The sequence below is a fragment of the Paenibacillus sp. RC67 genome (assembly GCF_030020805.1).
Classification (GTDB): Bacteria; Bacillota; Bacilli; order Paenibacillales; family NBRC-103111; genus Paenibacillus_S.
Genome location: NZ_CP125098.1, coordinates 1,531,986 through 1,554,198 on the forward strand (window position 1 = coordinate 1,531,986; position 22,213 = coordinate 1,554,198).

A 22,213-nucleotide genomic window follows, 5' to 3' on the forward strand; every position below is an offset into this window, starting at 1 on the left:
ACAGGCAGCCAGCAACTGGACGGCCTGTTGAATGATAAGGTATGCTAAATGTAGAAAGGATTTATAACACTTATAGAGAAATCTAGAAAAGTGATTGATTCAGGATTCGGAGGTTATTACGATGATAAGTGTTCGGACAATGACTGGAGCTTTTCTTATTAATAATGATGATGTGTTAATGCTCAAACGATCAAAAAACAAAAAGATAGCCCCAGGCTTATGGTCGTGTATCGGAGGTCATGTTGAGCCACACGAGCATGGTTCACCCGAAAATTCTTGTTTACGTGAAATAGAAGAAGAGACGGGTATATCTCATATTGAAATTGAAAATTTAACATTGCGATACATACTACTGCGACAAAAAGAAGATGAACTAAATCAACATTATATTTTCTTTGGTGATTCGAACACTAGAACTATAAGTAGTTGCGATGAAGGTGAATTACATTGGGTGAAATTATCAGAAATGGCTAATTTGCAGATGTCTTTGAGTTTAAAACTAATGTATGAACATTATCTCCATAATTCTAAAACAGACAATGTTTGGACGGGAACTTTTAGTGATGGAAAGATGTTATGGGCACAGTTGTTGAAGTAACGGGTAACGATAGCGAAATAACTACACCATGAAAAAGCTGCCGCTTTGAACGGCAGCTTTGTTACGTTACAGACAGGTTAGTTGAACATAACTTGTGTTAAAATATGGATATATTATCTAAAAAAGGTGGTATGTCTCAATGGAAAGCTATGCAAAGATAATGGGAATTCGGTTTCCAAAACTCACACTTGACGGAACTGTGGAAACTCTTAGTGACGAAATCGAACAGAATAAATCAGAACTATTCCATGTTATTAAAGTAAATCCAGAGATCACAATGGCTTGTCAGAAGGATAGTTCGTTACGCTCAATTGTAGATGAAGCTGGTCTAATAACAGCTGATGGTATTGGGATTGTTAGGGCGTCTCGTTTAAGAGGAGGAAATCTTCCTGAACGTATTACTGGTTATGATACCTTGCTAAGGTTGCTCAAGTACGGAGCACATTGCCCTGACGAAAACGGATCTTATCTACTTGGGGGTAACTTAATATGCATATGAGGGAGTATTTAGTCCAAGTGGCGGAGCAAATGACTTCTCGCCCATTACCAGAATTCACTACGGAATCAGAATTGCAAATTTGGCGAAAAGAAAAACAACGTCAGTTTCATCGGATGTTAGGAATTGATCAATACCTACAACAAGAACGCTCTCCTTTAAACATAAAAGTTACAGGGACGCTGAAGCGAGATACATACAGAGTAGACAAATTATATTATGAAAGTTTACCAGGTTTATATGTTGCGGGAAACTTGTATGTACCGAATAACATTGTTCGATCTGTACCTGGTATTATCTATGTCTGCGGACACGCCAAGAACCAAAAGACTCACTATCAAGAGCATGCCCGGAAGTTTGCTCAATTGGGTTTTGTCACACTAATTATAGATACCATTCAAAATGGTGAAGTGCTCGGTGAACATTACGGTACAAACAATCATGGATGTTTTCACTGGATTAGCCGGGGATATTCGCCTGCAGGCGTGGAAGTATGGAACGCCATCAGAGGCTTAGATTTACTCAGCGAGTTGAAAGAAGTAGACGAGACGCGTTTAGGAATGACGGGAATCTCAGGAGGTGGAGCAACAAGTTGGTGGACTGCTTGCGCGGATGATAGGGTAAAGATAGTGGCACCTTCTTGTGGTACCGGAACCCTAGCCTCTCATCTTAGTGAACGTACAATCGATGATCATTGTGACTGCATGATTCCCACTAATCCATATGGCTGGTCGATGATTGAAATGTATGCCCTCATTGCACCGCGCCCATGTTTGATTGTAAGTGCATCTGCGGATAAGTTATTTAAGAGTGATTCGATACATCTTGTATATGAGAAGCTAAAATTGTTTTATCAACAAGTCGGAGCAGAAGACAAGCTCGGGTTGATGATGTTTTACGGTCCTCATTCCTATAATTCCGATTCGCGTAAGGAGATTTTTCATTTTTTCATGAGCCATCTGATGCCTACTACTATTCATAATGAATTGTCTGACGTAGATGGGTTTAAAGAAAAAAATGAAGATTTGCTTGTCTATAACGGCATTAATCCTCCTAATGATGAGTCAACCACGGTTCAGGATTGGTTTATCCCCTTGACGAAGACATATATGATTAGAAATCAAAGAGAATTAAATTTTGAGAGGGATGAACTGGTAAAAAAACTGTATACAGAAAGTTTTTCCGCTTTTACACAAGACCATGAAGTTGTTGATGTTCGAATAGAGCAGAGCTATATAGACAAGGAAACTTATTGGAGTACACATAAATTTTCCTTTTCGCCTGATTCATATTGGCGGTTAAATGGTGAACTACTCTGCCCTCTAACAGTTTCTTCATCCCCTGCTCCGGTGGTGATTGCCCTTAGAGAAGCTGGTGCGGCCCGCGGCATTCTAAAAAGTTATCCTCTATTAGAGGGATTGGACGATAAATGGGTACGCACAAGAATCGATCCGCGAGGTACAGGGGATACATCATGGGGTCCAGAACTTAGTCTGCATTTACGTCGTGCATCTAATTGGACAGGACGGACGATTGCTTCCATGAGAGTTTGGGACGTTTTACGAGGAGTTCAGGCGGTTCGTTCCTTTCGTGAAATAGATCCTAAACGAGTGGTATTGGCTGCCAAAGGAGAGATGGTTGCCGTCGCTCTCTATGCTGCGCTGCTTGATGATCAGATTGCTGGTGTCATTATACAGAATCCACCTGCCACACAAAATGCTCTAAGTGAACCGAATGGAACCGGTCCGGCGATAGAAATAATTCATAGCTTACGTTATACTGATTTGCCACAAGTTGCCGGATTACTTTGGCCGAAGCCACTGGTGTTTATTGGGCAAAGACCGGAAACGTACCGTTGGACAGAGCAATTATATCGTCGAATCGGTCATCCAGGTGGGATATGGCACGTTAAGTCGTTAGCAGAATGGCCTGGGTTAGTTGAGTAATAGAAACGAAGCGATATCCCCCGCTAGAAGTACGGATTCCTTGTTTGGCTGAATTTCATTGTACAGTTGATAGCTCTCTTACACCCGCTCTGATTGAGCTAAAGGGCAGGATAATTCAATCATAAAGGGAATTACCATATTTGTGTAATCTACTATAAGGGGGATATTTTGTTGATACTTAAGGCTGTTTTTGTGGATCGTGACGGAACTTTAGGTGGGAATGGTCACTTCATTCATCCTCAAGATTTTGAGTTGTTCCCTTCGTCTTTAGCGGCACTGAAGTTATTAAAAGATCATGGAATCAAAATATTTGCCCTTACTAATCAACACAATATTACTAGAGGACTAGCGACGGAATTAGAATTTCAAAAAGAATTTGAAAGTTATGGATTCGATGCGGCTTATATATGTCCTCATGAGCCTGAGGAGGGTTGTGAGTGTCATAAACCACGACCAGGCATGCTTCAAAAAGCAGCAACTGAGCATGAACTAGATCTTACTCAATGTGCTGTTATTGGTGACGTGGGTTCTACAGATATGCTTGCAGCTGCCGCAGTCGGAGCCAAAAGAATCCTTGTAGAGACAGGCTGGGGCAAACAATCTTTGGAGATATACCGTCACAAGTGGTATGAGCAAGCCTCACCAGATTTTGTTGCGAGGGACCTCTTAGATGCTGCAAAATGGCTAGTTGGTAGCATTCGTAAAAATCAAGAATTGGTATGACGCTTTACGCTAAACAATAACACCATGACAACAGGTTGCCGAGATCATCGACAGCCTGTTCAGCTAACTGCAGTTTAACGTAATTTCTGAACTACGGAAACGTATGAGTGGATGAGTTCTTTTTAAAGGAGTGTGATTGTGTTTGTTGATTTCGGAGTTTGATTATGACCAGCTTCCTCGCTATCATATTGATTCGATACTATTTAATAATCTAGTTGATGACGGAGCTAATGGCGATATAATTTTTGTGTTTGGAAGTAAAAAAAGTCTAAAGTATCGATGTCCTAGAGCGATTGAACTATACAAGGAGAAGCGAGCTTCAAAAATCTTATTTTCTGGAGGGGTACAGTGGGACGGACAACATGATGTCGAAGCAATGGTGATGAGCGAGGAAGCAAAAAAACATGGAGTTTCAGAAATGGATATTTTGGTCGAACCATTATCCAAGCATACAAGAGACAATGTATTATTTTCTTCTAAAATATTGGAGAGCAGCATCGGGTTAGCAAACATTCGAAGAATTTTAATTGTTACAACTGCTTACCATATGCGACGTTCTTTTATGACCATGATGACTTATTTGCCTGCTTCAATAGCTTATACATTTTGTCCAGTAAATGACCAGAGCACAACAAGAGACAATTGGTTCCTGAGTGAAAAAGGAACTGTGAGGGTACGAGAAGAGTGCAGAAAAATTATCACATACACAAGGAACGGGCAATTAAGAGATTTTGACATAGAGTTGAACTAACGGGTACGTTAGTTGAATAAAGGACTCTATACAAACGATGAAGGAGCTGCCGTGGCAGCTCCTTTTTACATGTTCACAAAATATTGAATTTTATACAAATGTCCTGCTGGGCGTTTACCTAATGGGCAGGATAATGCAGGAAATATATGGTGCTTTCCTAAATAGTAAAATAAGGGGAATATGTCTCACTATTCCCTAAATCTATCAGCCAACGATTCTCTCCATTTGTGACAAAAGTCAGAAGCTGTACAACCAAAAATGTTCTCAAGGTCAGATGGATTTCTAATTAGTTTATTTAAGACGGTTGCTCCATATTGCTTTAATACAAATTCAACGAGTGTATAGGAGAATTGAAACCCTTTCTTTGTTTCGAAATCCCAGCTATTATCACTTAAATCCTCTAAGCTAGGGATCAGACCTTGCTTAACTAGCTGAACGATAGACTTATTAATGTATCGCTCAGTCATTAATTCTGCTTGATAACCACCTAGTCCTTGATATATCCATTTAGGGGTAGCAGGGTTTATCTCTTTGACTAAGCATATAGTGAAAAGATGAACAACTGATTTTAGAATCGATTCATACGTGTGTTCTGGACCAGGTTGGAGAGGGGATGTGATTTTAATCGTGTTTCCCTCGACAACGCCCATGAACCAATTCGGAGCATTCGGTTCATTAACAGCCAGATGAAAGGCTTGAAGGTCTTCATAAATTTCGATGGTAATCTTTTTTGAAGGCTTCGCCTTCACTAAGTTAAATATTTGCCCAACTTTGAGGCTCATATGGTCGATAATGTTTTGATACACTTGTTTATTTGCAGGATCGCTGCCGACAGAATGACCGGCGCTTACTAGATGAATGAAAGCAGCAGCGGATGGTGCGTTGTTAACTTCAACATCATAATGGAATTGATGGTTTAATTTCTTTAAAGCACGATATAAGCGATTTTTAACAGCGCTTAAACTCAAACCAACCATTTCAGATATTTCGAATAGTTTAAAGCCTCCGTCATAGTGTAAAGATATAATCTCACGATCCAGCTCATTTAAGCATGTTAATGCCATTGAAATATCGATTCGCAGTTCAACATTTTCTGTAAATTCAAAACTAACAAAGGTATGATGCTGCTCGATCTCAACAATGGACTTATGATTTCGATGCTTTCTCCGGTATTCATTTTTTAGATTATTATTTGCTATTTTGAATAACCAAGTAAATAAAGTCGATTCACTATTAAAAGCGTGATGGTTTTCATATGCTTTTATAAATGTTAATTGGGTTAAATCTTCAGCGCAGTGAGCATCTATCTTTAGTGAAAGATATCTCTTGATTCTGTCATAATATAGTGCAATAACGTCTTCAAAACGTTCTCGAGGGTCCATTTATTACCTCCTCCCATATATTAGACACCCGGCGAGAGGAAAAAGCCACGATTCATTTTTTTTTTGATAAGTGGCTTTCTGTGGCTTTCGCGTGTCTAATGTGGTGAAGTCGAAAAATTATGGAGGTTGATGAAAAGCATGGATATTCAAATTGTTAATTTGGCAGATCGGATGGAGTATGTAGATGAAGTAAGTGAATGGTTTTGGCACAAATGGGGTAAATACCAAACGAAAGAAAATATGAAGTACACCACTATTCATACTGCTCAACACGATCGAGTTCCTTTAACGTATATCGCGCTTTCTGGTGACAGATTGGTCGGTACGATAGCGATTTGGACAAATGATTTGCGCTGCAGACAAGATTTGTTTCCGTGGATGACGAATTTATTTGTTAAAAAAGATATGCAGGATCAAGGGATAGATATTTTATTGCAAAATCACATCATCAAAGTTGTTCAAAAGTTAGGCTTTACCAAATTATATCTTATCTCTACAAATGATAACGAGTACTATGAAAATACAGGATGGACATTCATGGAAACTGCACCAATGGTGATGGGAGATATGACCAAAATCTATTATAAGAATTTGTAGTTTAAATTAAGATATCCGTAATTACATTCAATACGCCAACACAGAAGGTTTAAAGGAAATTATGTTTAAAGTTTCATCACATCGGCGACGGAATTAACTAACGGGTAACGATAGTTCAATCAACACTACGGCAGCCGGCCAGACGATCGGTTGCCGTCTTTCGTTGAGTAACGGGCAGGATAACGGAATGATGGTTCTCAAATTATTAATAATCATCCAATGTTCCTAGCAACATTATTGTTGTTTCACATAATTTTCGTATTGTTCTTTTGTACCAATAAAGAATGTTGCAACTGTTTGATTATCTTCGCCTCCACCATGCGAAGACACCCCAGAAAAATGCTCATGGCTTACTTTCTTACGCTGACCCTGATTGTCAACATAGTATACCTCAACAGGTCCACTTTCCATGGTATTTGAGGTTTTCAACTTACCTGACCTAGGTATGTGATAAATAAATGTATTTCTTTCTTTGGTAAGTGGTGGGTAATCTGATTGGTCAAAAGTAACTCTTACTTCTCCAACAAAGTTTTCTGGTAAGAGGTAAATATGAAGTGGATTTTTATTTGTTGTAGTTATTAGAAAGATTAAGCCTAGTACCATTATTGTTAAGGATATAAATACATACTTCTTCAAATGAAACTCTTCCTTTCAATGGGATAGTACATTAGTATTGACGCAAAAATATACAAAAAGTTACCAATTTCATACGTTGTAAATTAGTGGGAAACCGTTAAACTAACGGGCAGTAGAACGTAGTACTAGACAACTAATAATTACAACGCTTCTTCTCCACATAGTTGTTGTAAAATCCGTTTCTCCGTATGATGGAAGTTATCAAGGCGTTACTTAACAAGGAAGGTGTTAAAAGGATGTATATATTTCAAGCAATAGAGATCCAACAATTTAAGCTTGGAAGCTCGAAAATTATAAGCCCGGAGGTCGGATTTGGACAAGAAACTGCTCAGTTTAGAGGCTCTCTGCTGACTTTGTTTGGGGAACCAAATTTCAAGACTTCGAATGCCGAAAATGCTTTCCAGTACGCCATTAGAGCGACAGACAACACAGGACAAGCCTATACATTCACTGTTTATGAAGGATCAAGTGGCCTAGCGATCGGAAGCCATCACAGAGATACTTCAACCCTTCTGGCTGCGCAAACATTCGTTCAGTATGTGAAGGAAGCATCACCTGCTGATTTTGAAGAAAAAATGGTCTATGGTGATACAGGAAGTAGAATCGTCTATGGTTGCAAAGACGGCGTTTGCTACTACAATGAAACTTTACCATTCTCAAATGTATCACATAATTATGAGGAACTGCCGCAGTTATCCCAAAGCCAACTGGACGAGGTGCTAGCAATCGATTTTTCGAACACGACAGATGAGGATTCATGGTTCTGGAAAGAAGAATTATTGAAATTTTCCAACGTTCATTTCCCTTCGATTCGTGATTTAATGCGAAAGGATCTGAGTTTGAGTCGAGCGAATACTGTTAGCTTGAAAGAAGTAGAACAGATCGGCCTTGAGGAAGGATTCCACCCGAATTTCAGCGCCAGTACTCCCGAAATGGCGTTGATAGCCTTAGGAGAAGTATGGGCATGGAAAACAACGGCAGGAAAAGCAACCCAGAAGAGACACCTTGATTGCTCTTCATTTGCTTGGACGCTTTCGCGTGCTGTCTATGGGTTTCATGGCGGTAATTTGAATAAAAACCATGCTCGTGCAAATGCACTGTACGAAGCATATGAAGATAAAATTTCTTCTCAAGAAGATACACTCAGATTCTTCTATGCCTTACTTGATCTCTTTAAATTTAAGCGGCTGTAATATGGATGTACGCAAAAGGGATTAAGCTCCCATGAAAATTAAAACCGCAGTTTCAGAAAATGGCTGCACTAAAGAAGACGCAGTTCATTCATTTTTTAAAAGCGTCTTAAAGGTGGGGGGAACTAGGAATTAGCCGCAATCGTCACTGAATAACCTAGGCACTCCAGTCTACGAACGGCATAATTTACAATAGATTGTTGCTTCTGTTTGTCATAGTAATCCTCACCAAGATCCACATACATTTCTCCCATGAAAATTAAAACCGCAGTTTCAGAAAATGGCTGCACTAAAGAAGACGCAGTTCATTCATTTTTTAAAAGCGTCTTAAAGGTGGGGGGAACTAGGAATTAGCCGCAATCGTCACTGAATAACCTAGGCACTCCAGTCTACGAACGGCATAATTTACAATAGATTGTTGCTTCTGTTTGTCATAGTAATCCTCACCAAGATCCACATACATTTCTTTACGAGTTAGTAGATAAAACGCAATCCTTAACATAGCATGAGCAACATTTACAGCTGCTCGCTTTTTACCTTTTCGTGCGGCAGTACGTCTATACATCGCACCGAGAAAGTTCTTGGATGCTGCAACGGAATGGGCTGCTTCTACCAAAGCAGATTTAAGATACTTGTTCCCGTTTGTGGTTTTGGCAGATTTCTTTTTACCTGCACTCTCATTATGTCCAGGTACCAATCCAGCCCAAGAGCATAAATGCGCTGCACTGGGAAACTGTTGTTTAATGTCCGTTCCAATCTCCGCTAGGATTTGCTCTGCCATTCGAGTGGCTACTCCAGGGATTGAATCTAACCGTTCAACATCTTCCTGAAAAGATTCCACCCGCGCAGCAACTTCTTTGTCGAGAGCTTCTACCTGTTCACTTAAAAAATCAATGTGAGTCAAAATGGTCCTAATCATCAGACGTTGGTGGGGGTTTACATAACCTTGAAGAGCAAGTTCGAGTTCGTTCTTTTTCCGCTTCAGGGTACGCCTAGCGAAGCTCGCTAGTTTTTCGGGATCATCTTCGCCATCTGCAATGGCACGCAGCATGTCACGAGAGGAGACACCCATAATATCCGAGACAACGGAGCCAAGCTTAATGTTTGCTCCTTCGAGGACCTTCTGAATGCGATTGTGTTGTCTGGATCTCTCTTCGATGATGCTGCGGCGATACCGAACAAGCTCTCGAAGTTCACGTTGATTTCGGTTTGGAATGAAGCTAGCTTTGAGTAGTCCATGACGGAGAAGCTTGGCGATCCATTCCGAATCCTTGACATCTGTTTTACGTCCAGGCAATGCCTTCATATGCTGGGCATTCACCACTAAAAATTCAATGCCCTCAGCTTCAAGCAGGTTGACGATTGGCTTCCAAAATACGCCTGTGCTTTCCATCGCAACGTGGGAACATTCATGTTGTTTAATCCAATCAATGAGTTGCAATAGATGCACCGTTTTAGTTGAAAACGTTTGAATCTCCTTTCCTTTAGAAGTGAGGATGCACGCTGTAATATTATCCTTATGAATGTCCATACCGCATGCCCGTTCAATGACAACTTCCACCTTAATGACGTCCTCTCTACGGCTAAAATAGGTAAGAGGCTGGTGCAACAATCAGAGTAGGATTAATCTCCCATGAGTGCTTCCCGAAAGGGAGCGACAATCTGTGATGCACCGTGATCGTTGGAGTCAGACTAACGGATGGGCTCTAAGGCACCATAGCTTATCGACCTTCCTCTCCCAGCCATGGTAGCAGTATTGACGGATTCTTCGTCCCATTTTCATCATCTGTGGTGCAGCGCTTGCGCTGCATGTGTGGCTAACGGGTACGATAGCTCAATGAGTACTTTGTAAAGGTAGCCGGCTTATGTCGGTTACCTTTTCTCAACTAACGGGCAGTTTACGTTAATACGGCTGAGGGGTTCAACAGCTTCCGTACGAATAGATAAAAGCAGATAAATGTAAAGACAGTAGAGGAGAGCTAAGAAAATGGAATTAATTGAACTTCGGATACCAGCAGGTTTTGCTATTTGCTATAACAAGTTTCATGATGTTGAACCAGAACCAGATGAAAACGGATATATCAAGAATTGGCACTATTTCACCGAAGATTTGTTGCAAATCAATAAGATGGAGTTAGTGCAGGGCGAATGGATTGTGCCGAAACGTGGACAGGAAAGACTTATTATCGATTTAGGATGGTCTCCAGATTCTAGAGCCGACGGAGAGTACTTACTGGTAGTCGTAAATGATAATTGGGATACGATGAAGGAAAAGCGGTCAAAAAATCGTTTTGAGATTAAAGAAACTCTAGAAAATTGGCTAGAATTGATTCTTACAAAGCAATTCAAATGAGATACCTAAATGCTCCAAATATGGAGGCAGAAACGGTCTGGACAGCCAAGTTCGTAAGTTTCATTGCACTAAAGGGTACAATAGTGTGGAGCAAGGATAGCTCCTTTTTGATGTTATTGAAGGGCAGTTATGCTTAACAAGCTACTATGGTAAAATGAATTTGATCTAAGACTGCTGGTGATCTTTAAAAAGGAGTTTTATGAGAAAACTAAGAAAACACCTGTTGAATCTAGCGTTGGGTGAGTTAGTAGCTGCTTTTACTTTTTTGGTTGTATTTAAACTTTATTTAGATTTAGGATTCGCGAGCTTGCTTGCGTTATCATTCCTTGTGTTTCAATTAATTCAAGGTGTGCTGTATTGGGTATTTAGATCTCAATCATTAGGTAAAGAGAAATCATTGTTAATGCGGAAAACCCTAATCATGCTAAGAAGAACGAATCTTCTTTTGGCTGTGTTAGTAGTTATTTTATTGGTAATGCTTGCACAGAATAAAAGAGACCTATTTCTAGGTATGTTAATTTATGTTTTTTCCGTGATAGAATACATAAATTACTACTGGTATCGTTTAAGCTATGGGAAGTCGGGTTTCAATATCAAATTACTTATTCAAGCTGGTTTAAAGCCTTCGAGTATTCATAAATTATTAAAAAGAAAATAATTCTCTAAATTATTGGATAACTGATTGACAAAAGGCTGCCAACATAAGCGGTAGCCTTTCCCAACCGGGAAACAAGAGCACAATAGGTGATTCAGTAGGCTGCCGGCGATCGGCGGCCTATTGAAGTAACGGGCAGTATCGTTCAGTTAATGCCCAATAAAAAGCAACCGAAACATTTCAATTTCTTCAACGTCTAATAACTTGAAATGGAGGAAAGGTGATGAGAATCAATAAGCGAATCCTTACTACGTTCCTTATTGTTGTTCTTCTGTTCGGAGCATTGATTTATTCTCTAATTGGTATGAATATTCGAGTTAAACTTGCAGAAATGATTATCGAAACGAGATTCCAACCTTATGTTTCGATACTGGTTGGCACTACCCAAAGAGACCAGATGTTACAAGAGAGAATCATCAGAGTCTGTGGGTATCTCCCCGATGAAAATCATCCATGTATGTAAGTTAAATTAAACTAACGGGTACGATAGTATGGAGCTGCCTCAAGGATAGCTCCTTTTTTGATGTTCATTGAAGTAACAGGCAGTTTTCTTCCAATATGTGTTAATATTTATGTAGACTAAAAAGGGGTGATATGCTTGGCTTTTAACGATACTTTTAGGTTTGGTGCCCATGCAATAATACTTAATTCCAATGGACAAACACTGCTATTAAAGAGGACTTATGGAGATAAGGGGTGGAGTTTCCCTGGTGGTAGTGTTGAGCCTGGCGAAACCATTCATCAGGCATTACACCGAGAATGTCTTGAAGAACTTGGAATAGATGTAAGGGATGTAGTATTAACGGGATTTTATTATCACAGTAAGTATAATTCGCAAGCAGCGATTTTTCGCTGTTCAATCCCTGAGGAAATGGAAATAACACTTAATTATGAACACTCCGAATTTAGGTGGATGCATTTATCAGAATTAAGTGAGACTCATCGAATAAGGGTCTTAGATGCTTTGGAGTTTAATGGGCAAGTTACAAGTCGTGCATTTTAAATCTTTATTGAAATCATGTTATTTATTGAACTACCTATACGTATACAGCAGCAATGGGTCCCCAAATAACCAATTGCCGCTGACTCCTGAAGGTTAGGAAGCCAGACGGATTAATAAAATGTAATCCCATTCTTTTTCTGGTTTGCATGTTACATTGATGAAGTTGATGAGGCAGTTCTTAAATGGTGTAAGTCATTGAGCTAACCGGGTACGATAGTTCAATGAAACCAGCGGCAGTCTAAGACTTTTTTCAAGTCTCGGCCGCCGCTGTTTGATTTTTTATCCAGTCAAATACTTAAATTTGGAATAGTACCTGGAATCAATCAATTGGATTGTTGAGCTTGTTGGGATTGAAGAGAGGATTGTACTTGACTTACCATAGTCTGAGCTTGTGCTATCTCGGTAGATGCTTGTTTTAAAGCTTCTTCGCATAGCATGGGATCTGCTGCTGATTTCTCAATAGCCTGTGTAATAAGTTCTTTGGCAAGGGTCGTCATTGCTTCCGCTTTCTTTAATTGGTTCGTATCGACTTGTTGTGGCATTTTTTTCTCCTTTGATCATGGTTTTGGACACCTTGATATAATTTTCATTTGTACTTATATGTATACATGTCGGTTTGAACTATTGTTTGATCAATTGGCGAATCGTTCATTCGAATAATTCTATAATGAGATTTAATTGCGAACGGAGGGGCAGCTATCACAGGACCCCTCTTGCAAATCCAGCTATTATGGACCAAGTAACGGGCAGATTAATACAACATAACAGTTTAGTCATCTTGGGTATGTCTCAGAGATAGCAATCTGTAAGCTATATTTTTGATGTTTTGGCTATGATGATGGTATACTCAACGTTACAGAGTCTATGTAGTAGCAGTAGAAAAAATAATGTATTAGGATTGTGATGAGCATATGGTTAAATCAGTTGATCAGACCTCCTAAAATGAAAAACGCAATAATTTTAGGAGGTTATAATAAATGATTTTCAATCCGATTGTCATTGATAACTGGAGTAGAAAAACCTATTTTGAACATTATTTATACAATGTCAGATGCACCTATAGCATGACTGCAAATATTGACATTACCCGGCTGCTGGCAGAACTTAAGAATAAGGGGATTAAGCTGTACCCAGCACTAATCCACATGATAACTACGGTGGTAAACCGCCACAGTGAATTTCGCACATGTCTTGATTCTGAGGGTAGGTTAGGTTGTTGGGACAGTTTGTCTCCTAGCTTTACAATTTTCCATGATGATGATAAGACTTTTTCAAGCATCTGGACTTTGTACGGTGAAGATTTTAATGATTTCTACAGTCGTTATCTTGATGATATGAAAAAGTACGGAAGTGTTAAACAATTTGCTGCCAAAACAAACGAACCACCAAACACCTTCCCCATTTCTAGCATCCCATGGGTCAGCTTCACGGGCTTTAACCTGAACGTCTATAACGAGGGAACCTATTTACTACCCATCTTTACAATGGGGAAATATTTTCAGCATGACGAAAAAATACTGTTGCCATTATCGGGACAATTCCATCATGCCGTTTGCGACGGCTACCATGCCGGCTTGCTGTATAATGAGCTACAATTACGTGCAGATACCTGTACGAAATGGTTGCCAAACAATTAATTAGCTACCACATTCCGCAAACGGAGAGCGATAGTTGAATCAAATTCTACGTAGGCAGCCGGCCAGAGCGATCGGCTGACTTTTCCACGCTAAAGGGGAGAAGAGCTATGGGGATATCGATGATTAGGATATGAACAAGAATCTGATATCCCGCGGATCGTTAACTGGAGCGATCTATTAGACATCCTCAAAGTATGAAGAAGTGTAATGCAAAAATGCCTTCAAACCACTGATTGTGGATTGAAGGCATTTCTATTTATGTGACGAGCTTGAATTGTAAGTTGGTTGCGGGGGCAGGATTTGAACCTGCGGCCTTCGGGTTATGAGCCCGACGAGCTACCGGGCTGCTCCACCCCGCGAAAGTATAATCGAGCACTGTGATCATTAACGTCGACCAGAGTTCTTATAATACAGCAATTCACTCCAACATGCAAGCCTTGGCTGAGAAGCTTTATGTAATACCCGACACCACTGGGGCGTTAAGCTATCGGGCAGGATAATTTGACTAATATTTATAAAAAGATGGTAATTTTATGCCAATAATGGTCCCTAGCCCCTCTTTAGTATTAATATTCAAACCATAGTTTTTACCATAAGATAATCGGATTCTATTGTGTACATTTAATATGCCATTTCCTGACTTTTTATTTCTTAGTGTAGCATTAATGATGTCTTCTTCCATTTCGTTGAATATTTTATTTATTATTTGTGGGGGTATTCCAACACCATTATCTCTAATTTCAATAATTAGATTCGATTGCAAGATTGATGCCTTAATTTCTACGTAGCAATCTTCATTAACTCCATCTCTGAAGCCATGAAATATACAATTTTCTACTAATGGAAAAAGGCTTAACCTTAAGATTTGGGAGTCTTTCAGTTCTTGTGGTATCTTCAAAATAAATTTAATATTTTGCTGTCGATAGCTCAATAATTTCAAATAATTTTCTATATAGAGAATTTCCTCATTGATTGTCGCGTATTTTTTTTCCACATAAAAAATGTAACGTAGAATAAACGAATAAGACTTTAGAATCTCCGATATTTCCTCTACCCCTCCAAGAATCGCATAACAATCTATAGTATTTAGTATGTTGAACATAAAATCCTGATTAATATGAAGTTTTGGAGCTATTGCATTTGCCAAGTAATCTTCTAAAAGGTTCATAACGGTAACTGGGAACTTTTCAAAATCTTCAATCATACATGCTCCTCCGTTATTTAGGATTGTTGCATCTGATATAGTCATCTATCCCATTTTGATATATATATGAATTATGTAAAAACGTTATGACAAAACGATCAAAAAGGCAGGTGCAAGTCGTCACGACAGGCACCCGATTTTCCCACCGCAGCTGTCCCGTACGATGAATTCGGTGGAAAAAACGACGGATCGGTTACCGCCGTCTTCTTTGTCTTCAATCCGAGAAATCAGCAAACTGACCGCCGTTTTACCGATGTCCTTGAGCGGCTGGCGCACCGTCGTGAGAGCGGGCTTGACCAGCGCGGCCATCGGAATGTCGTCATACCCGATGACGGCCACATCGCGGGGAATCGACAATCCCGCGAGCTCCAGGCTTTGAATGGCTCCGAGGGCCGTCATGTCGTTCCAGCAGAAGATGGCCGTAAAATGCCTACCTTCTTCCAGAAGGTGGTTTACCGCTTCGGCGCCGAAAGCAAACGAACAATGCTGGCTGCGCACAACCAAAGTATTGTCGACGGTGATGCCGCTTGACCCCAGCGCATGGCGGTATCCCCACTCCCGGTCGGAGGGAGATTGTCCGATGTACGCGATGCGGGTATGACCCAGTCTGATCAAGTGTTCGACAGCCTTGGCCGAACTGTTAAAATGATCAATTCCGATATAGTCGGCATTCGGAAGTTTATGGCCCCCTATCGAAACGATGGCTATGTCGGGCAAATCTATCTTTTGCAACTTTCGCAGCTCCTTCGGCTCATAAATGCGGATGCCCGCAATGATGCCGTCCACCTTCCTCTCAGCAAGCGTCGCCATGCAGTTCATATGAGGGTCCAAATCGTACCCGGCGGTACACAGGAGAAGCGTATAGCCTTTATCCCAGGCTGCTTCTTGAACCTGCTCGGAAAGGGCGGCCCAATATTCGTTGGAAAGAACCGGAACAATCAGGCCGATGGATTGGGTCTGCTTGCGGACCATCGTGCGGGCGATGCGGTCGGGCTTGAAGTTCAGCTTTGCGATCGCCGCTTCGACCTTGGCTCTTGTCGCTTTGCTCACGCGATCCTTTCCGTTCAGCACCCGCGAGACGGTGCCGATCGATACGTTCGCTTCTTTGGCGACATCTTTAATGGTTATGTTCATAGAAAATAACTCCAGTTTGTCCGCATTGTGGTGGAAACGTTATGACAAACTAAAAATAACATTATCTTGTAATACTCGTCAAGTCACAAAAATACTCTGTCTAGGATAGCGGGGGTGGTCGTCCTTTGAGTGAGAGGTTTTCCATTTAAGTATATATCAAAATGCATTGTGTGTAGTTTGTGTGTAGTCTAAGCTTAACTGGTTCTACCCAAATTTACGTCTAGGTGGTGACAGAAGGATATAAACTGTCCGGCTGATTGGAGAGAAAACGGGCCTGTGTCTATTTCGATATACTTTGCCCTGGTGACAGCTACACTGGTACTACCCCTATTAAACGAAATAATAGAAGAACAATTGACTGAGGCAATAACAACTCATCCAATTATGAATATTTGGGAAAGATGCAGGGGTGAATTTTATTTGAGGACCAAGTGTTTACAAATGGGAAATGAAGAAGTATTCGAGCATTTGCAAAAATGCAAGGAAATCGAAGGTAGATTTTTAGAGATTGAATATTTCTTTGCCATCAGTGAATTGGGGAGACTAAGCATTGTCTAATGGGCAGTTATCTTTAGAGCGCCATGTTCGAAGGTGCTAATCCTGTAGTCGAAACAAGCGTCTTTGAAAAGGAAGTAGTTCGGTTAGTAACCGATTCGTTTAAGAAAATGATTTTAGAAAATAGAGATGTTAGTACCACACTTCAAGAACTCGAAATGATCATAAATAATGCTGTTGTAAAATTAAAAGATTAATTACATGCCTAAAGGACCACGGCAAAAAAGATCCTTCAATTGATGTTATTGATTGCGCTAACGGAGAACGATAGTGCAGTAGCTGCTTCAACGCGGCTCCTTTTTTCTTTATTGTAGTAACGGGCAGAATTGTTTAATATAACCGCAAAAAATTTATGATAACATTAAATGATGTTGAAAATTGGATGGTCGAGCAGCGGAATAGTGGAAGTGAGGTGTTTTTTTCGCTTCGTGATGTAAAGGCTATATTATTTGAAAATACGAAGAGGTGGGGGACCGTGTTTAAAGATGGCGAGAAAATTATGGAGACGGGCGAGATCATAACGGTGAATGTGTACAAGATTAGTCAGGAACAGAAGGAAATGCACGAACGTCAAGCGGAAGAAAGGGTCGATAAAGCTCGCAAGGAAGCATTGACGAAAATTTGCGAACGATACGAGCAAGGAATAAAGAAATCGAAAAGTCAGTGGGCAGCCTCCGACGACGGAATGAAGGAATAACAAAAGAATGACGGACGGTTTTAGCTTTGATATTGAACGGATACGATAACTTAATAAAGTAAGCTATAACTAGAGGAGTCATCGGGTCACTCTGTCTAATTATGGTTTTGCGCACTCACGGTTAACCTCCATATGCATTATTAGAAAAGCGACTCTTAACAAGTCGCTTTTCTTCAGTTTATGAGTTCTTCTTTTTGCATTTTGTGGGGACTAAAAATAAAAACCATTACTCCAAAGAAAGTATCTGCTTCTATAGAACTTTAATTTATTGAGGAAGTAAATCGTCACCGTAAGTTAGATCGTAGTTGACTCTTGCTGCCTCAACATGCACATAATTTTCTCTTCCCCATTGCCGTAGCTCTCTCATCGGCTGGAGTAAAGTTTCTCCTAGAGGAGTGAGTGAATATTCAACCATTGGTGGAACGGATGGCGTGATATGGCGTTGAACCAGTCCATCGCGTTCAAGCTTACGCAGGGTTTGAGTCAGCATTTTTTTGGAAACACCCTCGATTCTTCTCAACATTTCCCCGTAACGGATACTTCCGTTTTCCATTGCGTAAATGATAAGCGCGGTCCATTTATTAGAGATAATGTCAAGCACTTTACTATAGCCACACACCGCAAGCGAGATGTTGGGGTGTTTTGGTTTGACCAAAGATGTCAAATGATTTCCCTCCTCTGCACCTTGAAGTTCACAGGACACTTTAAAGTGCCTACTTACGTAGGTTTAGTTTATGCATTATTGTATGACTATATCATAGGCAAAGCAAGCATTAAGCCCATTGCGCCTAGTTCATTACTAAGGCTGACATCTTGAAGAGGATGATAACTAAATTCATTTATTGGGAGGAAATGAACATGTCGAATATCATAAAACCCCGCCCTAAGCTGTATGTGATGGATAACGGTCGTATGAGCATGGACAAAAACTGGTTGATTAACATGCATAACCCAGCAACGGTTAGCAATCCTAACGCGGCGACGCAGTTTGTGGAATTTCCGATTTATACGGTGTTGATTGACCATCCGGAGGGGAAGATTTTATTTGATACGGCTTGCAATCCGAATTCCATGGGCGTTGAAGGACGCTGGGCGGAATCCACCCAACAAGCGTCCCCTTGGGTGGCAAGTGAGGAATGTTACCTGCATAACCGACTAGAGCAGCTCCGCGTAAGACCTGAGGACATCCGATACGTCATTGCCTCTCATTTGCATCTGGATCATGCCGGTTGTCTAGAGATGTTCACGAACGCTACAATAATTGTCCACGAAGATGAACTGAATGGCACACTGCAGAGCTACGCACGTAATGAAAAAGAGGGGGCTTACGTTTGGGCAGACATCGATGCTTGGATCAAAAACCATTTACAATGGAAAACGGTCAAACGCAATGAAGATTATCTCGATCTGGCTGAAGGCATCAAAATTATGAATTTTGGAAGCGGCCATGCTTGGGGTATGTTAGGCTTGCATATCGAAATGCCCGAAACAGGCGGGATCATCCTCGCTTCGGACACCATTTATATGGCTGAGAGTTACGGTCCACCGGTCAAGCCGCCGGGCATTATCTATGATTCAATCGGTTACCGGAACACAGTCGAAAGAATCCGTACGCTAGCTAGCCGAACAAACTCCCAAGTGTGGTTCGGACATGATGATAATCAATTCAAGCAATTGCGCAAATCAACCGAAGGATACTACGAATAAGAAGGTTATTTGAGCCAAACTGAACTCTTAGCTAATTAACTTCCTGCGACGGATTTTGGATCTCATAGTTACGCTTCGCTTTTTTGAACCAGTCACAGGACTAGTAAGTAAATTACCAAAGGACACTTTGCTTAAGCTAAAGCCAGATATATCTAACAGGGCATTTAATTCCAAAAGCTCCAAGAAAGTAAGTGAAGTAGATGAGGCTGCAAGAGAAACGATGGATTTGATCAAATCTCTATAAGAAGGCCGGATATCAAATTTACAATGGAAGCTGCTGAACTAACGGGTACGATAGTTGAATACTTTACATTGTTGAGCAGACTACCGCAGTCTGCTCATTTTATTAAGCTCCCTCAATATGATGTAGTTTTCACACTCTAGCTCATGAATTCGCAGGATTTCACCTTTAGTTATTTGAGAGATAAGAGAAACAGAGCATGCGGGAACTAGTTGTACCCTATAAGGGCATGCGGGAACAGAAGGGATGTAAACTCGCCCAGATTATTCCATATTATGCACGTCTCCATGCTGCCCTTAGAGATTCTCGCTCCCATGTCTCAACGGGTCTAAGCCCTTTCATTCCTTCGTCACATCTAACTAAGGGGTGGAGGTCGGTATTTCTAACGGAATGGGTCCGAGCCCTTTTGCGTAACGTCTCCCGATACTCCGTGCTTCTTATCCATCCTGCGAATACATCAACTGGTGAAGAAACAGTTCTTAAGCTACTGGAAGAAATACTTTTGTAGAGTTGTATACTTCATTGCTCTTAGCCAGCCCGACTAGCATTCTTGCCACTTTACCGCATAGTTTCATAATGGATTTCATTTTTTTTAACTTTTTCACTTGGACATTGTAATGGTGCAGGGCTCTGACATCCGGATTGGTCATGACCATGCACATCGTCATAAGATAAAGGAAGCGTCGCAAACGTGGGCGTCCGCGCTTGCTGAGCACCATTTTTCCACGCCATTTCCCAGAGCTGGCTTCAGCCAAGTTAAGTCCTGCATGACGTAGCAGGGCATTCCCATGTGTATACCCACTTAGATCACCTGCTTCCCCCAACACACCTGCTAAACTGGTTGCATTTAAGCCTAGAATCGCAAGCATTTTCTGGGCATAAGGGATGCGTTCAAGAACAAGCTTAAGTTCATGTTCAATAAGCTCAAGTTGGCGCGTCGCTAAATCGTATTCTTCAAGAAGCTGACCCAAATGCAGCTTGTAGGCATGTAGAGCTTTTGTAGCACCGACGCTTCGTTTTGCCAGTGCAATGAGCTGCTCAGCCCGCCATAAACCGGCATGACGCTGTACATACTGCTTCCAACCGGCAATGACTTGCTCTGTTGTTAGACGGCTAATGTCCTTCGGAAGAGGAAATAGCCTTAATGTAGCAATGGCACTTGTACAGGTAAGGATTTTAAAGACCTGCCGAAGTTCGGGAAACACAATATCTACCCAGCGATGTATCTGGTTCACTGCGCTGTTAAGCCGTTTAGTAACCGTATCCCGATTGGCCATCAGGATCCGCAGTTCTTCGTATGTCTCTGGGTTGAAACGTACGGGAGAATAGTAGCCGTTTTTGATCATGTCTGCGATGACAAGAGCATCTTTACGGTCGCTTTTTGACGGGGTGTTGTCGCGATTTTCTTTATTCTTTTTGACAAGATGGGGGTTTACGAGAACAGCCTCAATGCCTTTGTTTGTAAGCCAGCGCGCAAGGCACAGCCAGTAATGGCCAGTGGGCTCCATGCCGACGATAACTTTGCTCAACTTGTAAGACTTAAGCAGATCTTGAATCCAACGACTGAACAGCCGAAAACCTTCGTCATTGTTAGTAAACTCCAATGGAGTTCCAAGAGCAATGCCCCGGAAACTGACTGCACGAGCGACGTGACTTTCCTGAGCAATATCTACGCCGATGACCAAATGTGAAGAGGTAATGTTTTCAATGAGTTGATTTTGCTTGTCCTGAGCCTTAAACTTCATAGTAGAGCGACCTCCTGATGGGCTATTTGAGGCTATGACCTCGTGTGCAACCCCATCGTACCGAGGCGCTCGTTTTTGTTCAAACGCCAAATTATTCATTTTACAGGAATTCTAACGGGCAGGATAATTGCAAAGGTATGGTATAATAATTGAATTAAAAAATGAAAGGAAAAAACAACTTCCATGAAGAATTTTATTATTATTGGAGCGAGCAAAGGATTAGGTGATGCCTTTGTTAAAAGATTGCCAGAAATCGGTGATAATGTATGGATAGTTTCTAGGAGTTATCCTACTAGTTTAAACCTTAACGATGGAATCAATAGATATTGGATAGAAGCTGATTTATCGAAAACTGATGCATACAATCTGATTGCGAATACAATAAATGGCCACATCATAGACGTATTAATATTTAATGCAGGGATATGGGAGAGCAACGGATTTAGAGAAGACTATGATTTTGAGAAAGATGACCCAGATGAAATTTCAAGAATCATAAATGTGAATGTAATTGCCGCAATTAAATGTATACAAAAGCTCATACCGAATTTAAAAAAGTCGGCTAACGCAAAAATTGTTTTAATTGGTTCTACTGCAGGACTTGAGAATAATGATTTTACACAAGTTTCATTTGTAGCGTCTAAGTTCGGTTTGCGAGGTATTGCCAATTCCATAAGGGAACATGTTAAAAAGTTTGGAATCGGTGTAACTTGTATAAACCCTGGTGAAATTGCTACCCAAGTTCCTTTAGAGGATGGAATTGAAAAAGTCTTGTCAGCTTACAATTATACACAAATCCCCCTTCAAGATATCGTTTCATTAGTTAAATGCGTCATAAGCCTTTCCAAAGCTTCTTGTGTAAAAGAAATAAATATCCCAGCAATGTTTGATGCGAATGCATAGTCAATTATTTTTAATTAAGTTAACGCAGAACGATAGTTGAATATAACAGAATAACACACC

The 22,213-nt window shown here is 40.7% G+C and carries 22 protein-coding genes and 1 tRNA gene; 14 read left to right on the plus strand and 9 right to left on the minus strand.

Annotated elements, in window-relative coordinates; all coding sequences use genetic code 11:
* Positions 1-121 precede the first annotated feature (121 nt).
* The 5 genes from QMA13_RS07015 to QMA13_RS07035 all read left to right on the plus strand — a co-directional run bounded on the left by QMA13_RS07015 (position 122) and on the right by QMA13_RS07035 (position 4,514).
* The gene (locus QMA13_RS07015) at positions 122-598 is read left to right on the plus strand and encodes an NUDIX domain-containing protein (protein ID WP_204822874.1); all 477 of its coding nucleotides are present in this window, start codon (positions 122-124) and stop codon (positions 596-598) included.
* Between the two features lie 139 nt (positions 599-737).
* Positions 738-1,097, plus strand: a complete 360-nt coding sequence (locus QMA13_RS07020) for a WecB/TagA/CpsF family glycosyltransferase (RefSeq protein ID WP_282940480.1) — start codon at positions 738-740, stop codon at positions 1,095-1,097.
* A 17-nt stretch (positions 1,098-1,114) separates the two neighbouring features.
* Entirely contained in the window at positions 1,115-3,040 is a 1,926-nt protein-coding gene (locus tag QMA13_RS07025; protein WP_282940482.1) for an acetylxylan esterase, read from the plus strand.
* 171 nt (positions 3,041-3,211) lie between these two features.
* Entirely contained in the window at positions 3,212-3,763 is a 552-nt protein-coding gene (locus tag QMA13_RS07030) for an HAD-IIIA family hydrolase (RefSeq protein ID WP_282940484.1), read from the plus strand.
* A 142-nt stretch (positions 3,764-3,905) separates the two neighbouring features.
* Complete coding sequence (locus tag QMA13_RS07035) at positions 3,906-4,514, plus strand: YdcF family protein (protein WP_282940485.1); 609 nt, start codon at positions 3,906-3,908, stop codon at positions 4,512-4,514.
* 188 nt (positions 4,515-4,702) lie between these two features.
* On the opposite strand, the gene QMA13_RS07040 is transcribed toward QMA13_RS07035, so the two are convergent.
* Positions 4,703-5,896 carry an RNA polymerase sigma factor gene (locus tag QMA13_RS07040; RefSeq protein ID WP_282940486.1) on the minus strand — a complete coding sequence of 398 codons (1,194 nt, stop codon included), beginning with the start codon at positions 5,894-5,896 and terminating at the stop codon, positions 4,703-4,705.
* A 138-nt stretch (positions 5,897-6,034) separates the two neighbouring features.
* Between QMA13_RS07040 and QMA13_RS07045 the strand changes: the two genes are divergently transcribed.
* A complete protein-coding gene (locus QMA13_RS07045; protein WP_282940487.1) occupies positions 6,035-6,493 on the plus strand; it encodes a GNAT family N-acetyltransferase in 459 nt (152 codons plus the stop codon).
* A 234-nt stretch (positions 6,494-6,727) separates the two neighbouring features.
* On the opposite strand, the gene QMA13_RS07050 is transcribed toward QMA13_RS07045, so the two are convergent.
* The gene (locus QMA13_RS07050) at positions 6,728-7,129 is read right to left on the minus strand and encodes a DUF6843 domain-containing protein (RefSeq protein WP_282940488.1); all 402 of its coding nucleotides are present in this window, start codon (positions 7,127-7,129) and stop codon (positions 6,728-6,730) included.
* 188 nt (positions 7,130-7,317) lie between these two features.
* Between QMA13_RS07050 and QMA13_RS07055 the strand changes: the two genes are divergently transcribed.
* Positions 7,318-8,322 (plus strand): hypothetical protein, encoded by a 1,005-nt coding sequence (locus tag QMA13_RS07055; protein WP_282940489.1) that lies wholly within the window; start codon positions 7,318-7,320, stop codon positions 8,320-8,322.
* A gap of 340 nt (positions 8,323-8,662) precedes the next feature.
* On the opposite strand, the gene QMA13_RS07060 is transcribed toward QMA13_RS07055, so the two are convergent.
* Positions 8,663-9,880 carry an IS110 family RNA-guided transposase gene (locus tag QMA13_RS07060; RefSeq protein WP_282940490.1) on the minus strand — a complete coding sequence of 406 codons (1,218 nt, stop codon included), beginning with the start codon at positions 9,878-9,880 and terminating at the stop codon, positions 8,663-8,665.
* A gap of 426 nt (positions 9,881-10,306) precedes the next feature.
* On the opposite strand from QMA13_RS07060, the gene QMA13_RS07065 reads away from it, so the two are divergent.
* From QMA13_RS07065 to QMA13_RS07075, 3 genes are all read left to right on the plus strand, one after another.
* Positions 10,307-10,672, plus strand: coding sequence for a hypothetical protein (locus tag QMA13_RS07065; RefSeq protein WP_282940491.1), 366 nt, complete (start codon positions 10,307-10,309; stop codon positions 10,670-10,672).
* Positions 10,673-10,871: 199 nt separating this feature from the next.
* A complete protein-coding gene (locus tag QMA13_RS07070; protein ID WP_282940492.1) occupies positions 10,872-11,330 on the plus strand; it encodes a hypothetical protein in 459 nt (152 codons plus the stop codon).
* Positions 11,331-11,916: 586 nt separating this feature from the next.
* Complete coding sequence (locus tag QMA13_RS07075) at positions 11,917-12,330, plus strand: NUDIX hydrolase (protein ID WP_282940493.1); 414 nt, start codon at positions 11,917-11,919, stop codon at positions 12,328-12,330.
* 323 nt (positions 12,331-12,653) lie between these two features.
* Here QMA13_RS07075 and QMA13_RS07080 read toward each other — a convergent pair whose 3' ends face one another.
* Positions 12,654-12,872 carry a hypothetical protein gene (locus QMA13_RS07080; RefSeq protein ID WP_282940495.1) on the minus strand — a complete coding sequence of 73 codons (219 nt, stop codon included), beginning with the start codon at positions 12,870-12,872 and terminating at the stop codon, positions 12,654-12,656.
* A 435-nt stretch (positions 12,873-13,307) separates the two neighbouring features.
* Here QMA13_RS07080 and catA point away from each other — a divergent pair, with 435 nt between their 5' ends.
* Positions 13,308-13,967, plus strand: a complete 660-nt coding sequence (catA, locus tag QMA13_RS07085) for a type A chloramphenicol O-acetyltransferase (protein ID WP_282940497.1) — start codon at positions 13,308-13,310, stop codon at positions 13,965-13,967.
* A 282-nt stretch (positions 13,968-14,249) separates the two neighbouring features.
* Here catA and QMA13_RS07090 read toward each other — a convergent pair.
* From QMA13_RS07090 to QMA13_RS07100, 3 genes are all read right to left on the minus strand, one after another.
* A tRNA-Met gene (locus tag QMA13_RS07090) sits at positions 14,250-14,326 on the minus strand.
* A 146-nt stretch (positions 14,327-14,472) separates the two neighbouring features.
* A complete protein-coding gene (locus tag QMA13_RS07095) occupies positions 14,473-15,171 on the minus strand; it encodes a sensor histidine kinase (protein ID WP_282940499.1) in 699 nt (232 codons plus the stop codon).
* Positions 15,172-15,291: 120 nt separating this feature from the next.
* Positions 15,292-16,305, minus strand: coding sequence for a LacI family DNA-binding transcriptional regulator (locus QMA13_RS07100; protein ID WP_282940501.1), 1,014 nt, complete (start codon positions 16,303-16,305; stop codon positions 15,292-15,294).
* A gap of 907 nt (positions 16,306-17,212) precedes the next feature.
* On the opposite strand from QMA13_RS07100, the gene QMA13_RS07105 reads away from it, so the two are divergent.
* Positions 17,213-17,557, plus strand: a complete 345-nt coding sequence (locus tag QMA13_RS07105; protein ID WP_282940503.1) for a hypothetical protein — start codon at positions 17,213-17,215, stop codon at positions 17,555-17,557.
* Positions 17,558-17,822: 265 nt separating this feature from the next.
* Here the strand turns inward: QMA13_RS07105 and QMA13_RS07110 are convergent, their stop codons facing one another.
* Complete coding sequence (locus tag QMA13_RS07110; RefSeq protein ID WP_282940505.1) at positions 17,823-18,221, minus strand: winged helix-turn-helix transcriptional regulator; 399 nt, start codon at positions 18,219-18,221, stop codon at positions 17,823-17,825.
* A gap of 194 nt (positions 18,222-18,415) precedes the next feature.
* On the opposite strand from QMA13_RS07110, the gene ahlS reads away from it, so the two are divergent.
* Positions 18,416-19,264, plus strand: coding sequence for an AhlS family quorum-quenching N-acyl homoserine lactonase (gene ahlS / locus QMA13_RS07115; protein ID WP_282940506.1), 849 nt, complete (start codon positions 18,416-18,418; stop codon positions 19,262-19,264).
* Positions 19,265-19,984: 720 nt separating this feature from the next.
* Here ahlS and QMA13_RS07120 read toward each other — a convergent pair.
* Positions 19,985-21,250 (minus strand): IS110 family RNA-guided transposase, encoded by a 1,266-nt coding sequence (locus QMA13_RS07120; protein WP_282940508.1) that lies wholly within the window; start codon positions 21,248-21,250, stop codon positions 19,985-19,987.
* A gap of 183 nt (positions 21,251-21,433) precedes the next feature.
* On the opposite strand from QMA13_RS07120, the gene QMA13_RS07125 reads away from it, so the two are divergent.
* Positions 21,434-22,153 carry an SDR family NAD(P)-dependent oxidoreductase gene (locus tag QMA13_RS07125; RefSeq protein WP_282940510.1) on the plus strand — a complete coding sequence of 240 codons (720 nt, stop codon included), beginning with the start codon at positions 21,434-21,436 and terminating at the stop codon, positions 22,151-22,153.
* Positions 22,154-22,213 lie beyond the last annotated feature (60 nt).

Coding starts and splice junctions, on each gene's coding strand:
- QMA13_RS07015 (WP_204822874.1), top strand. CDS start 122: ATGATAAGTGTTCGGACAATGACTGGAGCTTTTCTTATTAATAATGAT.
- QMA13_RS07020 (WP_282940480.1), top strand. CDS start 738: ATGGAAAGCTATGCAAAGATAATGGGAATTCGGTTTCCAAAACTCACA.
- QMA13_RS07040 (WP_282940486.1), bottom strand. CDS start 5,896: ATGGACCCTCGAGAACGTTTTGAAGACGTTATTGCACTATATTATGAC.
- QMA13_RS07045 (WP_282940487.1), top strand. CDS start 6,035: ATGGATATTCAAATTGTTAATTTGGCAGATCGGATGGAGTATGTAGAT.
- QMA13_RS07055 (WP_282940489.1), top strand. CDS start 7,318: ATGATGGAAGTTATCAAGGCGTTACTTAACAAGGAAGGTGTTAAAAGG.
- QMA13_RS07065 (WP_282940491.1), top strand. CDS start 10,307: ATGGAATTAATTGAACTTCGGATACCAGCAGGTTTTGCTATTTGCTAT.
- QMA13_RS07070 (WP_282940492.1), top strand. CDS start 10,872: ATGAGAAAACTAAGAAAACACCTGTTGAATCTAGCGTTGGGTGAGTTA.
- QMA13_RS07080 (WP_282940495.1), bottom strand. CDS start 12,872: ATGCCACAACAAGTCGATACGAACCAATTAAAGAAAGCGGAAGCAATG.
- catA (WP_282940497.1), top strand. CDS start 13,308: ATGATTTTCAATCCGATTGTCATTGATAACTGGAGTAGAAAAACCTAT.
- QMA13_RS07095 (WP_282940499.1), bottom strand. CDS start 15,171: ATGATTGAAGATTTTGAAAAGTTCCCAGTTACCGTTATGAACCTTTTA.
- QMA13_RS07100 (WP_282940501.1), bottom strand. CDS start 16,305: ATGAACATAACCATTAAAGATGTCGCCAAAGAAGCGAACGTATCGATC.
- QMA13_RS07105 (WP_282940503.1), top strand. CDS start 17,213: ATGATAACATTAAATGATGTTGAAAATTGGATGGTCGAGCAGCGGAAT.
- ahlS (WP_282940506.1), top strand. CDS start 18,416: ATGTCGAATATCATAAAACCCCGCCCTAAGCTGTATGTGATGGATAAC.
- QMA13_RS07120 (WP_282940508.1), bottom strand. CDS start 21,250: ATGAAGTTTAAGGCTCAGGACAAGCAAAATCAACTCATTGAAAACATT.
- QMA13_RS07125 (WP_282940510.1), top strand. CDS start 21,434: ATGAAGAATTTTATTATTATTGGAGCGAGCAAAGGATTAGGTGATGCC.